The organism is Candidatus Abyssobacteria bacterium SURF_5 (assembly GCA_003598085.1).
GTDB lineage: Bacteria > Abyssobacteria > SURF-5 > SURF-5 > SURF-5 > SURF-5.
On record QZKU01000045.1, the window covers coordinates 20,702 to 35,222 of the forward strand.

Annotated in this window: 11 protein-coding genes and 1 tRNA gene; all 12 read right to left on the minus strand. The window is 52.7% G+C overall.

Going from position 1 to position 14,521, the window contains the following annotated elements:
• Positions 1-66 precede the first annotated feature (66 nt).
• The 12 genes from C4520_06045 to C4520_06100 all read right to left on the minus strand — a co-directional run bounded on the left by C4520_06045 (position 67) and on the right by C4520_06100 (position 14,516).
• Positions 67-2,595: a peptidase S8 gene (locus C4520_06045; protein RJP23515.1), complete on the minus strand. Its 2,529-nt coding sequence runs from the start codon at positions 2,593-2,595 to the stop codon at positions 67-69.
• Between the two features lie 6 nt (positions 2,596-2,601).
• Positions 2,602-3,570, minus strand: coding sequence for an ATP-binding protein (locus C4520_06050; GenBank protein ID RJP23516.1), 969 nt, complete (start codon positions 3,568-3,570; stop codon positions 2,602-2,604).
• 158 nt (positions 3,571-3,728) lie between these two features.
• Positions 3,729-3,953, minus strand: a complete 225-nt coding sequence (locus tag C4520_06055; GenBank protein ID RJP23517.1) for a hypothetical protein — start codon at positions 3,951-3,953, stop codon at positions 3,729-3,731.
• A gap of 178 nt (positions 3,954-4,131) precedes the next feature.
• Positions 4,132-4,205 (minus strand) — tRNA-Arg (locus C4520_06060).
• 388 nt (positions 4,206-4,593) lie between these two features.
• Positions 4,594-5,112: an adenine phosphoribosyltransferase gene (locus C4520_06065; protein RJP23567.1), complete on the minus strand. Its 519-nt coding sequence runs from the start codon at positions 5,110-5,112 to the stop codon at positions 4,594-4,596.
• Positions 5,113-5,126: 14 nt separating this feature from the next.
• Complete coding sequence (locus C4520_06070; protein ID RJP23518.1) at positions 5,127-6,023, minus strand: sigma-70 family RNA polymerase sigma factor; 897 nt, start codon at positions 6,021-6,023, stop codon at positions 5,127-5,129.
• Positions 6,024-6,032: 9 nt separating this feature from the next.
• Positions 6,033-6,923: a signal peptide peptidase SppA gene (sppA, locus tag C4520_06075; GenBank protein RJP23519.1), complete on the minus strand. Its 891-nt coding sequence runs from the start codon at positions 6,921-6,923 to the stop codon at positions 6,033-6,035.
• A 163-nt stretch (positions 6,924-7,086) separates the two neighbouring features.
• Positions 7,087-9,420 (minus strand): DNA internalization-related competence protein ComEC/Rec2, encoded by a 2,334-nt coding sequence (locus C4520_06080; protein ID RJP23520.1) that lies wholly within the window; start codon positions 9,418-9,420, stop codon positions 7,087-7,089.
• Between the two features lie 88 nt (positions 9,421-9,508).
• A complete protein-coding gene (locus C4520_06085; protein RJP23521.1) occupies positions 9,509-9,925 on the minus strand; it encodes a response regulator in 417 nt (138 codons plus the stop codon).
• Positions 9,926-10,244: 319 nt separating this feature from the next.
• Positions 10,245-11,210: an ABC transporter permease gene (locus C4520_06090; GenBank protein RJP23522.1), complete on the minus strand. Its 966-nt coding sequence runs from the start codon at positions 11,208-11,210 to the stop codon at positions 10,245-10,247.
• Complete coding sequence (locus C4520_06095) at positions 11,167-13,872, minus strand: ABC transporter permease subunit (GenBank protein ID RJP23523.1); 2,706 nt, start codon at positions 13,870-13,872, stop codon at positions 11,167-11,169. The genes C4520_06090 and C4520_06095 overlap by 44 nt, the downstream gene beginning before the upstream one ends.
• A complete protein-coding gene (locus tag C4520_06100; GenBank protein RJP23524.1) occupies positions 13,779-14,516 on the minus strand; it encodes a gamma-glutamyl-gamma-aminobutyrate hydrolase family protein in 738 nt (245 codons plus the stop codon). The genes C4520_06095 and C4520_06100 overlap by 94 nt, the downstream gene beginning before the upstream one ends.
• Between the last annotated feature and the right edge of the window lie 5 nt (positions 14,517-14,521).

Sequence of the window (14,521 nt, forward strand, 5' to 3'; positions counted from 1 at the left end):
AGGAAAATTTACGGAATATGAAGGGCTTCTCGTGAAATGGTGGTTATTGGTCGATTTTCCAGGAGGTCAGCCTCTCTTTCGTCTCGCTGGAATTTCAATAGTGACCGGTAGCCCAATCTGAACCGCGACGGGTGTGTAAATATCAATATCCTCTTGCGGGGTATAGATAGACACAATCAAGGTGTAACGAGTCCGCCTGCTCCACCTGTTCAAATGATGCCGTTCCCGCCACCATCCTACAGACGGATAAACAGCGATTAGATTTGATCCGGCTAAATCCGCGGCTCTTCCGTGCCAGATATCGGAGTGAATTGAACCTACATTTCTTGCCGCTCCAATGAGCCAATTTCCCCCAATACCTTCCGTGCCAGGATGCTCGCCATCGTCGCGAGCTTGTTCATTCACTCGCTGAACAAATTCGCTTTCTGATTCCCCAGGTCCATTCACCTCAAAGCGAAGTCCATGTGAGGCATATCTATATCGATCTTCCCACCCCACCTCACCTGGACTGGGCTCAATGAAATATGAGAGAGTTATCCGCATCGTAACCTGCATTGCCCCAAGTTCCGTGAGAGTATCCTTGGGCCAAGGAAGGTTGTAGAGATGCATCTCTCGGGATATGTAGCGGCTTGCTAATTTCCTCGTACCATCACGCCCTATGGATTCCTGAATCTTCTTCTCAAAGGGTGTCAATTCTGCCTGTGAAATCAAAGTCAAAGAATTAGATAAACAATACAAAGCATCATTTAGCTTGGGTACACCATACCCACAAATTCGCAGGAGTCTTGCGTAATCACTCTTTGATCCAGCTCCGAGGAACTGCCGCTTAAGAGTGCCTGTCCAACCTGCCGAATGAACAATCAGAGCGCGAATGGTTTCTGGCCAAGCATCCGGATATTGAGCCTGAATTTGTGCAGCCATCCATGCAGCTTGTGCGCAAGCAGCGCTCGTAGCGCAAAAAGTAGCGAATTGGGCTTCTTGTGGCTTGTAATACGTTGAAAATAGTTGCAGATCATCCGGACCCATTGCGGAACCATCCGGGCTGCGCGCAACGTTCCCTCCTTCAAAAACAACCTCAGGTTTTATTGGCCATTTTCGACTAGGCCATGCGGTCGAAGTAGTACTATAAGGAGATAGTCCTCCAGATGGTGCAATTGGCTTGTAGCCTTTATATGTAGGATCACTGATCCATATCTTTTCAGTAAACGCTCCAATAGTCAAGGCGTTCCATGCCTGCCCTGGATCATGGACCTCATTTGACAGATTCGCGTCGGAATAGTTTCGCCAATCATCGGAAGTGCTAACGTTTCCGGCGCTGATTAAGATAAGACGTCGAGTATCATCTTCGTATCCAGAGGCTATCTCGTCCAATTTGGCTGACCAAGAAGATGGCTTGCCCTGGTCACGGGTTTGCTCGGAGGTGACAGCAATACACCCGATGCGCTTTCGAGTTGGCGCTTGAATCTCTGCAAGACTTATCCCCTGGGCCGTAAAATATCCCCATAACTCCTTGGCATTCCTGTCAGGCGGTGGTGGCAGTATTTTTGCCGACTCTATGCAATGGGTGATGTTCACGGGAACATCGTGATCAAGAAGAAGCGACAAATCACCATACGCAGCAGTTCCCGCCATAAGAGTTCCATGACCATCATCATCATTTGTGCCCCAATGTCCACGAACAGCGTGAAGGTCGTCGGGGTTGAGAACCGGCTGAATCAGCAAGTGCCCATTATTCACACCTGTATCAAGAATACAGACAGCCACATCTGAGTCTCTGTCAACAATTGTACGCGCCAACAGTCTTTGCACCAACACCAACTGATCGCGGTTATCCATCTGGACGTAAAAAGAAGCTATCTTCTTGGCCCCCCTAAATTCCGCAATGTCGTCCGAGCATTCAACTAATTGTTTCAGTTGGCTGCGATTCGCCCGAATAAGCATAACTGTTCTCTCTGGAAACTTAAGAATACCTTCTTTCAATTCGCACTTCACACTTCTCAACAACGGCTCAAAATGAGAGACAACTTGATCTTGGTCGCTGCTCAGCCAGACCTCGACCCAATCGGGGGAATTACCCGGTATAAGAGATCGCTCCTCTGGACGCCAGAAAGATTCCAAGACGGCAAGGCGAATGTCGTCAATGCTATTCACCAGATTATAATTTTTTGGTCTCTTGCTGCGCTCGTTAATCTCAGTCGCATATGCTCTAATTTTACTTAGGAAGTAGCGGCGCTTGTTATTTGGAACGTAGACCGTTGCCAGAGTCCGCTCCAGACCTTGCTCGTCTTGCTTTCGGACATTCTGGAGACGAATTCCAGACCGTAACACATCAAGGCTCTGGACAATCAAGTCGAAACCTGGTGTACTTTGAAATTCAATGTATGTACCTTGGCGTTCCACGTAAACGGCTGTTCGACGTTGACGTTGGTCAGCTTCAGCCCAAGTCTCATTGAGGCGCTCCTGCAGATGAGCGCTATGCTGTTCTCGGTTTCGTGGTGGAATCTTTGGAGAGCGGCCCCCTTTATTTGGGCTAGTAAATCCTTGTGTGTGGGTTGGCCCTGCCAAGAATATGTGCCTGTATCGCTCACCAGCCATTTGGCATTAACCTTTGTGTTTTCCGTGCGAGCTTTGTCGTTCCTTCAACATTTGTAGTAGCAAGGTTGCCTTCACCTTTCCCAAATCAGCAAGGATAACTTCTTTAATGGCGTCTCGGCAGGCTTGGTCAATCTCTGCATGACTCAACCCTTCACTTTCGGCAAGCACGCTCTTCCACGCAAATCGTGAAGCCAAGAAACTTCCCAGTACGTTTTGCATCAAACGTCGCCGTTCGTTTTCTTTTGGCTGGTCATAGTAAAGAACGTCATCGAAACGTCGAAACAATGCTCGATCCAAGAGTTTTGGGCTATTCGTAGCGGTAATGATTAGGCTATCAGAAACATCCTGCTCGATGAATTGCAGAAATGAATTCAGAACACGGCGCATCTCTCCCACATCATTTTCTAAAGTCCTCTCACCGCCAATCGCATCGAATTCATCGAATAAGTACACCCCAAGGTCCCTCTGAACCAAGTCAAAAATCTGGCGGAGCTTTGCACTTGTTTCTCCCATAAATTTAGTTACCAGTCGATCCACCTGAATTGTATGGAGCGGCATGCGAAGCTCGTGTGCCAATACGCGCGCAGACATTGTCTTTCCCGTTCCTGGCGGGCCAACAAGCATAATTTTCCGGCGAGGCATTAGACCGTGCTCTTTGAGTTTCTGCCTTTGCCTGTACTCGTGGATTATTCGTTTTATTCGCTTCTGTAAGGCAAGGGGTAAAACCAAGGTCGCCTGAGAAACGTCCGGTTCCCCCGACAGGACAAGTCCCCGCAAATCTTGCGGAAACTTTAAAAGTGTGAGCCTATTTTCGCTGCGCGCTTCATCAACCATTTTGCGGATATCATGAGCCAGCGCGCCATGTCCCTGCTGAGCCTCGTATGCTGCAACCTGAAGTGCAATAGTGTAAAAACGTTCCGGGTCCTCACTGAAATGACACCTTATCAATGACTTGATCTGTTCCGCAGTTGCCATAAGATTCTCCGAATTTCTTTTCGCTAGCTCATGCGCGACTGCAAATGTCTATGTTCAAAGTGTACTTGATTTGCTGAAGATTATCAAATTATTAGAGGTACAGGCGAATGGAATCATTTCATACGGCTCCTACACCCCACCTTCCTGATGCCTATGCATCATCCATTGTGAATTGGATCAGGTTCTGCTATCTTCTCCGCAGATGGACACGACGCCTTATAGAAGACATCCGACCACCTCGATGCAACATAAGCGGCTGTGTCAGCAGCGGCTGTGTCAGCATCAGCCTTCACATCTTCCTCTGTCGGCTCCTGTGCCCACAGGCGGACATTCTGCACCCTTGCCTCTCTCTTTGCCTCTAGGAAGTCCTCCTGATACTTCATTCGGCGGGAATGTTCCGCGATGCCGGTCTGAAGACGGCTGCACTGAAGCAAGGGGTTTATTCAGAGAGGCTTGGAAATGAAACAAGTACACTGACAAGCACACTCGTCCATTTTCCCACCAACCAAGAAAAATCTGCCGAGCTCACAAATAAAAATAGGGCAAAGAATAATAAAAAAGAGCGCCCGACTGGACTCGAACCAGCGACACGCGGTTTAGGAAACCGCTGCTCTATCCTTCTGAGCTACGGGCGCTTACATGTGCCGCCGAAGCGGCCGCTTTTTCCTTGAGAAAGCGCGAATCCATTGCATCCGCGCTTCCAAACTCTTCTCTATTTATACAGGAAATCCGGGCGAAAGTAAAGCCCACACGAACATTTGTACGGGAAGAAAAGGAGCAGGATTATGAGGCGGCAATTGGAAGAAATATGATAAAGACAAGAAGGTGAGAGATGCCCGGTGAGAATTGTGAACCCTTGAATCTATCAATTCTTCAGTCCAAAATTCAAAAACATCCCGAATCCGATCCGGGATTGAAGACCCTAATTCAGTTGTAGCCGTGCCGCAACGTTTAAGTCCGTGCCCGTCGGTGTGCGTCCGTGTTAGTCCATGTAGTCCATGCCAGTCCGTGATTCAACCACCTTCAATACTGGATCAAGGTGAAAATATCATAGCCCTGCAATTTGTCGCGGCCGTGCAGGTCGGTCAACTCGATCAGAAAATCGACTGCAACCACCTTCGCCTTGAAATTGTTCACGAGATCGATCGTGGCCGCGGCCGTTCCGCCCGTCGCGAGAAGGTCGTCCACGATAATCACGTTCTCTCCCCGCTCGATCGCGTCCTTATGAACCTCGAGATGATCCACGCCATATTCGAGCTCGTACTTAGCGCTGTAGGTTTCGGCCGGCAGCTTCCCCTTCTTTCGAACCGGCACAAACCCCGCCCCGAGCAGATACGCCAGCGGCGCTCCAAGGATGAATCCGCGCGACTCCATGCCGACCACCTTGCCGATGTCTTTCCCTTTATGCCGGGCGGCAAGCGTATCAATCGCCTCGGCGAAGGCGGCCTTGTCTTTCAAGAGAGTGGTTATATCGCGAAACAGGATGCCCTTCTTCGGGAAATCGGGAATGCTGCGGATCGCCTCTCTCAGTCGTGCGTTCATCGTTCCTCCCGTTCTCATAGCTCCTCGAAATCGATGTTGTTCGCTGCGATGTATTTCCTCAATTTCTTGATCGCCTTCGCCTCGATCTGCCGGATGCGCTCGCGGGTGAGGCTGAAGCGATCGCCCGTTTCCTTTAATGTATGCGGGTCGCCGTCGGTCAGGCCATACCGGAACTGCAGGATGTCCGCCTCGCGCTGCGTCAATTGATCCAGCATCTGCATCAGTTTCTGGTCCCGGAAAACCTTGGCGACGATATCGACCGGATCAATCGAGTGAGTATCCTCAATCAATTCGCCCAACTCGATGCCTTCCTCCTCGCCGACTATCGTTTCGAGAGACGCGATCTTCTGCGAGTACCTGTGCAATTCCGCCACCACTTCCGGTGTCACCTCGAGCTCGATCGCTATCTCCTCGACCGTCGGCTTGCGCCCCCATTGCTTATACAGGCGCTGCGTCGCCTGCTTATATTTGATGACCTGCTCGGTCATGTACACCGGAATCCGAATCGTCCGCCCATAATTCGCGAGAAAGCGGGAGATCGCCTGCCGAATCCACCACGTGGCGTACGTGCTGAACTTGTATCCCTTGGAATAATCATATTTATCCACAGCTTTGATAAGACCAAGATTGCCTTCCTCGATCAGGTCCAGCAGCGGGAGCCCATAATGAAGATATTTGTTGGCAACGCTCACCACCAGCCGCAGGTTGGATGTGATAAGACGCTTCCGCGCCTCCTGATCCCCCTTCTCCATCCGCTTGGCCAGATCGATCTCCTCCTCGTATGAGAGGAGATTCTGCCGGGAGATCTCCTTGAGGTACGCGCTCAGATTCTCGTTGTAGTGCCGAAAACCTGAACCCTTTCGCTCGGGAGCGGACTCGGGAGCGTCGTCTTCGTATTCAATTTGATCCATAACAACTTCTTAGCGGAAAAGGTACTGTACCGGAGGGCGCATCCCCTGCGATGCCGGAAGGTACAGTTGCAGCATGTTCTCGACAAATTCCCCGAATGGAAATCGTCTTTTGTGCTTCCGTATGATTTGAGGCTCGCCCTCGATGCCGGCGAGAGAGGCCGCCCGCATGACCGCATCGTACTGCGTGCCCAACGCATCGACAAATCCGTATTCCAGGGCCTGCCGCCCGCTGAATACCCGGCCGTCCGCATACTGTCTCACCTGTTCAACCGGCATATTGCGCCCTTCGGCCACAGCCTCCACAAACTGGTCGTAGACATCCATCAGCATCTTCTGAATCAGATCCTCTTCTTCGGGAGTCATCGACCTGAACACTGAGCCGGTGTCTTTGAATTGTCCCGTCTTTATGATGTCAAACTTTATGCCGATCTTTTCCATCAGCCCCTGAATATTCGGGAATTCGGCAATCACCCCAATGCTGCCGGTGATCGTACCGGGATTCGCGTATATCTCATCGGCCGCGCATGCGATGTAATACCCGCCCGACGCCGCAACCGAGCCCATCGATACAACTACTTTCTTCCCCTGAGCCTTCGCCCGCTTCAGTCCCTCGTAAATCTCCTGAGACGGCGCCACGGCTCCACCCGGACTGTTTACCCGCACAACAATCGCTTTCGCGGCCGGATTCTCAATATATTCCTTCAGTTGTGTCAGCGTCTCTTCCCCGTCGAAGATCGGACCTTCCACCTCGAGCAGAGCCACGCTCTCGCCGGCTCCTCCAAATCGCCAAGCTCCGCCGTCGCCATACGAGACGAAAATCAGGATGGCCAGCAGCCCCATCCCGAAAATGAAACTCACGAGCACGCCGATCAGCACGCTCGTCCGACAGCCCTTATTCATGAACTTTCTCTCCTTGCGTAGTCCCCGATGAGTTTCCGTGAGAAACCGGGCCGAATGAGGTACCGCAGGTGAAAATACTCTTCCGACAACGAATGGTATTATAACAACAGCGGAAACCCTTTGCAAACCCTCTGTTGTTCCATCTCCGCATTTCCTCGAATCTTCAAAAAGCCGTTCTTCTACATGCGCTCACCCGCAAAGAATCGTTTAGTATCTCGATCACCACCGCCCCGTCCCGCTCCGTCGCGAGCACGCGCCCGCTATACGGAGCATATCGAATGATCCTTCTCTGTATGCTGTCGTTCACACGAAATGCCCTGCCCGAAATTATCGCCAGCTCCGGTTCCACCTGTTGCATGAAAGGCCTGCTGAAGCTGCTTGCGAGCCCGTGGTGAGGAACTTTTAAAATCGTGCTCCGCAGCGTCTTCCCGCAATTTTGCATGTCACGAAGAGACCCCTCTTCTGCATCTCCCGCCAACAGAAAAGAAAAGTCGCCGCAGCTTATTCTCATGACAAGCGAAATCTCATTGGTCGAATAGCGCTTCTGAGAAACCGACTTCGAGGGGTTGAGAACCTCCGCCCGCGTCACCGAATCCACCTCGAACACATCGCCCGCAGCCGCATACTCTATACGTATGCCCCGCTCTCTCGCGCGCTCCACGATCTCCAGAAATGCCGGCGGCCACTGAGCGATATCAGGCAATAGCAACTTTCCCACTTTGAAATGCTCCAGAATGAAGCCGGCGCCGCCGTAATGATCCGCATCGGGATGTGTAAGCACAAGCGTATCGATTTTCCTGATATTCTTTCTCCAGAGGAACGGCGCGATCAACTGCTCGCCGCAATCAAGAGACGGCGTCGAAAAACCGCAATCCACCAGCATCGTTTTCCTCTCGGGCGATTCGATGAAGCATGAATCCGCCTCGCCCACATCAAAAACCGTCATTCGGAAAACTCCGTCCGAAAGCAGCCTGCCGCTGGAGGCGCTCATTATCCCCACAGCGGCGCAACAGCCAAATACGACAAGCTTTCTCCTCCATCCGGTCCTCCACCACGCAATCAGGATGCCGAGCATCGTCAAAACCAACACCCAGTAAGGAGGCGACCCAATACGAGCGAAACTGAAAGGTAAGCCTGAAAAGAACCTTACAATCCCGAACATTATCTGTGATATGATTTCTGCGCCAAATCCGGGTACCGCGGCGGCTTGAATCGATATCGATCCGACTGCAAGCGTGGCGAACCCGAATGCCAGCAGAAAAGAAAGAAGCGGAACCACGAGCAGGTTTGCAAATGGGAACACAAGTGATACCTGGTTGAAATGATACGCCACAATCGGCGTGAGACCGATCCCAACAATAACCGACGCATACAACGTGACAACGAGCTTGTGCAGAATCGGCGATAACGCCCAGGGAAACCGTTCCTGTAACGCCGGATAAAGCCTTCCGCTGAAGAGCGGCTCGGAAACGCACAGCAGGATGACAGCCGTGAAGGATAGTTGAGAACTGACATCATCGATCGATAGGGGATCCATAAGGAACAGAACAAAGGCCGCCGCCGCCACCGCTGTGAGAAAATCGCCCTCCCGGTCCAGCAAATAGCCCGCAAGCACGAGCGTGAGCATGAGCGACGCCCGCATCACCGGCACACCCGCTCCCGTTATCAGTGCATATGACCAGACAATCAACAGCGCAAGCGCCGTCCGCCATTTTCGATCGAATCGAAGACTTGTCAGTCCCACCGACACAAGAAGATATACCAGTCCCACATGGAGTCCGGAAATCGCCAAAATATGAAATGTCCCGGTCTGCTTGAACCAATCCTTCATCTCGTCCGTCAAGAGATCACGATCCCCGAGCAGAATCGCAGAAAGAAAAGCTGTCGTTTCCTTCGTCCAAACGGAATCCGAAAGTATGACCGACGCCTGCCGGCGCAGGAAATACCTCCAACCCGCGGGAGAAGACAGATCAATCCGCTCAACCAGAGAAACCGCGTCCGGCCCTCTCGCTGACATTCTGGTATATATCCCGCGGCGATGCATGTAGCGCTCATAATCGAAAACCCCGGGATTCTTGAACCCCTTAAGCAATCTTAACTTGCCGAAAACCTCCACCTGATCGCCTTCTAATACTCCCTCCCCGCCTTCATACCAGTTCACCATCGTGCGACCATTAATCGAAACCCACGAGGGATTATCATCACACCTGCTCGCAGCATCCACATCAAGGAGAAGACTAGTCCGCTCGCCTTCTCCTCTTGAACGGCTGTATTCGACTATTCTCCCCTTCAACCGCATTGCTGCCGGTCGATCAAATCCGAATTGCAGGGCCAGCGGGTCAAGCGCCTGTACTTCAAATGATTTCTTTTGGTAAAGGGCCGCGCCTAAAAGAAAACAACATACAAGAACGAGGAATACCGCCGGTATGCGTTTTCCGCAAAGAATAAATATCAGTCCGCTAATCCACAGGGCAAGAAAAACGAAAGGAAGGAACATGATCGGAAGCGGTAGGAGTGAGGCAAGACCGGCTCCGCCGATCAGGGATGCTGTCGTCCATACAAGAGGTCTTTGCACGGGGCCGAAATCAGGCGCCCAGGTATCGATCCACCAGCGCCTTCACGTCGTCCATACTCAGTGGCTTTATGAGATAATCAGTCGCTCCTGCTGCCATTGCCTTCTGTATATGCTTGTCGGAACCGACAGCCGAAACAAAGATGACCGGCGTCAATGAAGTTTCCCCGCGCGAGCGCAACGACTTGCAGATCTCATATCCATCCATATCCGGCAACATGACATCAAGCAGTATCAAATCCGGCTTATGGTCCTTCGCCCTCGCAAGCGCCACTTTCCCCGTCAACGCGGTAAATACTTCCAACCCCAGTTTCGCCAGGGTCACCTGAAGGAATTCCCGGAAAGAAGCCTGATCCTCGACCACCAGCACTTTCTTCTGCGGCATATCAAACCTCCACCCAACGCCCTCATGGCTAAGCGCGTCGGGCATATGCTTCGTAGACGGCACTAGATTTGTATCACATGGCCGCCCTATTTTCAAGAAAAAAGCCCTTATTGAAAAAACCCACTATACAAACGCATGAACTTCTTTTGGTCGTTTTATTACAAATCTGTCATTGTCGCTCCGGCAGAAATTTTCCTCGACACCACGCTCTACTCGCTTCTTCAGCATTTGAATTTCTAACCCTTCAAAACCTCTTTCTCTGTCGTGATCTGCAAAATATTGTATTCTAAGCTCTATCGTTCCAAGGCCTTATGAATCATTCGACCTGTAATCCAAAATCCAAAATCTAAAATCCAAAATCTCGCTACATCTTCATTCGCGGGTCCAGATAATCCCTCAGCGAGTCCCCGAGCAGGTTCATCGCCATGATAGTAAGAGCAAGCGCGATGCCAGGGAAAACGCTGATCCAGGGAGCCACGTGCAAAAAATTCCGGCCATTACTGATCATCGCGCCCCACGACGCTGCCGGAGGTTGAACGCCCAGGCCCAGAAAGCTTAAAGCGGCCTCTCCAAGCATGAACCCGCCCAGCCGGAGGCTTACGGCAACGATCAACAGCGGGATGCAGTTGGGCAGCGCGTGCCCCAGGATCAAACGAGGCCCGGAACATCCCGTCGCCAGCGCCGCTACATAAAATTCACTCTGTTTAATGGATAAGAAAATGCTTCGGCTCAATCGCGCAAACGTGGGCCAGCCTACGAGCGAGAGAGCAACGAACACCGAAACCATTCCGGGGGGAATAATGACGCTTATTGCGATCGCAAGCAGAAGGCTCGGAAAGGCAAGCGCAATATCAATTATACTTACCGCGAAAGAATCTACCGGCCCTCCCGCAAATCCCGCAATCAGCCCGATGACCGATCCCAGCAACAGCGAAATGATTGCTGCTGCGACGGCGATTCCGAGGGAAATACGGGCGCCCGTGAGCGTGCGCGCCAGGATGTCGCGCCCCTGATTGTCCGTCCCGAGCGGATGTGACATCGAGGGCGACTGCAGCGCTTCATCCAGATCTATATCGTTCGGTTGATATCTCCAGACAAGCGGCCCGATTATCGCCGCCGTCACAATAACAACCAAAAGAATTCCCGCAATCGCGGCAAATTTGTCGCGCCGGAAAAACGCGCGAACAGATCTGATAAGTGACGATCTCTCTGAAGGCATTATCAGGACGTTCTGCACGTCTGTTGCCCCTTTCTGAAAGATTGTATTATTCCATCCAAAACTTTCGTCATTTTTCCTTCTGCAGCTCAATCCGCGGATCGATTGCCGCATAGAGCAAATCGACCAGTAAATTTACGGCGACAAAAACAGCGGCTCCGAAAAGCACCGTTCCCAGAATTACCGGATAATCGTGCTTCAGAATACCCGTCATCGCATACCGTCCAATGCCATCCCACCCGAAAATTGTTTCCGTCAGAACCGATCCGTTCAGGTAGCTGCCCATATCGATCCCTATCAGAGTCGTGATCGGAATGAGCGCATTGCGCAACGCATGCTTAATTGCCGCCGTCAACGGAGTTAATCCTTTCGCCCTGGCCGTCGTTATGAACGGCTGAGAGAGAATCTCCAGCATGCTCGAGCGCGTCACTCTGGCAATAAAGGCCGCCGAATTTGTTCCAAGCGCAATTGCGGGCAACACAAGATACGCAAGCTCTCCCCGGCCCATACCCGACGGCGGCAACCAGTTCAACGTGTACGCGAATACGAATACCAGTAACAGCGCGAGCCAGAAAACAGGCGTCGAAATCCCCGCTACCGAGATCATCCCCAATAATTTGTCGGTCACGGTATTGTGCTTGAGAGCCGAAACGACCCCAAGTGTCACGCCGAACAGGATCGAGATCGTTATGGCCGCGCCCGCCAGCCGCAGCGTATTCGGAAATTTTTCCATGAGACTCCTGGCGACCGGCCTCTTCGTGTAATACGAGCGGCCCAGTTCGCCCTTGCAGATGAGTCTGAGGTAATTTGCAAACTGCGCCGCCAGCGGATCATCCAGCCGCAGCTCGCGCCTCAACTGCTCGATCGTCTGCGGATCGGCCCGCTCGCCCACCAGCGCAAGCGCGGGATCGCCCGGCGCCATTTTTAAAATCATGAATACAATCAGCGCCACACCGATCAAAGTCGGTACCGCAATCAGCAGTCTCCGCGCGGCGTAGGGGAGCAGCGATGGCCTCACCAGGGGATATCCGATTCCAAAAGCAAAAATACCGGCGATTGGCGCCAGAAAAAGGAGCCCCGCCAGACCGGGTCGGCCATTATTGTCCTCGGCGCCCGCCACCTCTACCCCGGTTCCTTTGTCCGCATGAGGAATAGCTGCCGGCTCGAAACCCTTCACCCACGGCTGCGCCAGAAAATGATCCGTCCGGTGCCACAGAAAAACCCACGGCGCCTCGTCGATCACTACAGTCTCGGCCTGCGCATATAGCGCCGCGCGCTTCCGCTCGTCCGGCTCACGCTGGGCTCTCTCTATGAGCGAATCAAAAACCGGATTGCGGTAAAATGAGCGGTTTCCCGAAGCGCCCCAGTTGGAGGAATGAAATACCGGATACAGAAAATTCTCCGCATCCGGATAATCTGCATACCACGAGAGCAGAAACATGTCCGCAAGGCCGTCGTTCACCGCCTGCTTGTATGCCGTCCATTCCAATTGAACGATCTCAACGTCAACCCCTGCTCTCCTCAAGTAATACTGAATCGCCTCCGCGACCTCCAGCGTGCGCTGATCGGCGCTCTGATACAGTTTCAGTGGGCGCTGAGGCCGCCTCTCCGATGATAACTCGGCGCGCGCAGTGACCGGATCATATTTGAGCGCACTATCCCTGTGGCTGTGCCCGGGCAACTCCGGCGGAATCGGGCCCCCCGCCACCTGTGCGCGCCCCTGGAGGATAACCTCGACAATTTTTTGCCGGTCGATCGCCTGTGAGAGCGCCCGGCGAAACGACGCATCGTTCATCGGCGGCTTCTGGCAGTTAAAGCCGAGATAGTACGTGTTCAGCCCGCCGCGCACCTTCATCTGTTTCTGACGGGCGCGATCGGCCGATATTCGCGCGTATTCGGCCGCCGGGATCTCAAGAATATCCAGATTGCCCGCCTCGAATTCGGCCACTCGCGTGAAATCTTCCGGAATAACCCTGTATTCCATTTCATCCACGCGCGCGTGTTCGGCGTAGTAAGCATCATTGCGCGCGAGCGTCAAGCGCTCGTCGTGACGCCACTCCTTCAGAATGAACGGGCCCGTGCCTGCCGCATGATCCGAAAAATCGTTCCCCCATCGCTCGACCTCTTCACGCGGCACAACATATGCATTTGGCATTGCCAGAAATTGGAGGAATACGGCAAGCGGACGGTCGAGTTCGATCCGAATGGTATAATCGTCGACCACCTGCAGGCCGGATACTTCGCCGGCATCGCCTTCCATGAATGTGCGCGCGCCCCGTATCGGATCGAACAACCATTTCCTCCTCGATCCCGAGTCCGGCGACAACACGCGCTCGAATGAATACTTGACGTCGTGTGCGGTAAGACGGCGTCCATTATGAAAGAAGATGTCGCGGCGGAGCGTAAAGATATATGTTGTCCCTGCGTCGGAAATATCCCACCCCGAGGCGATATCCGGCGCCACGCTCATGCGCTCGTCAAACCTAACCAGCCCATTGTAAAGCTTTGCCGCAACCGATCCGCCAGTCACATCGACGATCATGGCCGGATCGAGACTGGTCGGGTCCTGCGGAAGCGCCATCGCCAGGCGCCTCACATTCTTGTCCTGCTCTTTGGAACATGAAGCGGAGATGAAAACAACCAAGAAGAGAAGAAGGAGGAAGGCTGTCGCACAATTTTTTTTCATATGCGAGAGGCGGAGAAGCGCTCGCAAGCTTCTGTAAACGCGGAAAAAATGTTCCGCCGATTCTGATCGGCTGCTTTCTCCGGATGCCATTGAAGCCCGAGAATGAAATGGTCGTTCTGTGACTCGATTGCCTCAATTACGCCGTCCTCACATTCGGCTGAGAGGGTGAGGCCTGCCCCAACATTACGAACCGCCTGATGATGGCTCGAATTCACTTCAACGCTCTCCCTTCCCATGATCGACAGTAATCGACTGCCCCGCTTTATTTGCACCCGGTGCCGATACACGAGGTTGCCCGGCTTGTGAATGCGCGATCCCGGCAGTTGATGGGCGATATCATAAAAAAGTGTGCCGCCGAAATGAAGATTGATGAACTGCATCCCGTAGCAGATTCCCAAGAGCGGCATGCGCCGCTCGAGCGCCCCCATGAGCAGCGCGCGATCCTGTGCCATCCGCTTCTCAGGAGCAAGGACCAACTCAACCTCCGCTGCTTCATTTGGAACGTTGGTGGGGAGATCCTCTCCGCCGGTCAATAACAGGCCGTCGATCCTCTTGAAGATATCTTCATACAAATTCGACTGCAGGTAGGAGATTATGCAGGGAACCGCGCCGGCCTCGGCGACGGCTTCAGCATATGAGATTTCCAGAAACTGATACGTTCGGTCCGGATTGATCCTTGCCCCGACATCGATGCACGTCGAAATGCCAATCAGCGGTTTCACCGTCTTCTTCATTTGCC

Excerpts from the sequence above, each read along its gene's own strand:
- C4520_06045 (RJP23515.1), bottom strand. The coding sequence starts at position 2,595 with ATGGCTGGTGAGCGATACAGGCACATATTCTTGGCAGGGCCAACCCAC.
- C4520_06050 (RJP23516.1), bottom strand. The coding sequence starts at position 3,570 with ATGGCAACTGCGGAACAGATCAAGTCATTGATAAGGTGTCATTTCAGT.
- C4520_06055 (RJP23517.1), bottom strand. The coding sequence starts at position 3,953 with ATGAAGTATCAGGAGGACTTCCTAGAGGCAAAGAGAGAGGCAAGGGTG.
- C4520_06065 (RJP23567.1), bottom strand. The coding sequence starts at position 5,112 with ATGAACGCACGACTGAGAGAGGCGATCCGCAGCATTCCCGATTTCCCG.
- C4520_06070 (RJP23518.1), bottom strand. The coding sequence starts at position 6,023 with ATGGATCAAATTGAATACGAAGACGACGCTCCCGAGTCCGCTCCCGAG.
- sppA (RJP23519.1), bottom strand. The coding sequence starts at position 6,923 with ATGAATAAGGGCTGTCGGACGAGCGTGCTGATCGGCGTGCTCGTGAGT.
- C4520_06080 (RJP23520.1), bottom strand. The coding sequence starts at position 9,420 with ATGTTCCTTCCTTTCGTTTTTCTTGCCCTGTGGATTAGCGGACTGATA.
- C4520_06085 (RJP23521.1), bottom strand. The coding sequence starts at position 9,925 with ATGCCCGACGCGCTTAGCCATGAGGGCGTTGGGTGGAGGTTTGATATG.
- C4520_06090 (RJP23522.1), bottom strand. The coding sequence starts at position 11,210 with ATGCGGCAATCGATCCGCGGATTGAGCTGCAGAAGGAAAAATGACGAA.
- C4520_06095 (RJP23523.1), bottom strand. The coding sequence starts at position 13,872 with ATGGCATCCGGAGAAAGCAGCCGATCAGAATCGGCGGAACATTTTTTC.
- C4520_06100 (RJP23524.1), bottom strand. The coding sequence starts at position 14,516 with ATGAAGAAGACGGTGAAACCGCTGATTGGCATTTCGACGTGCATCGAT.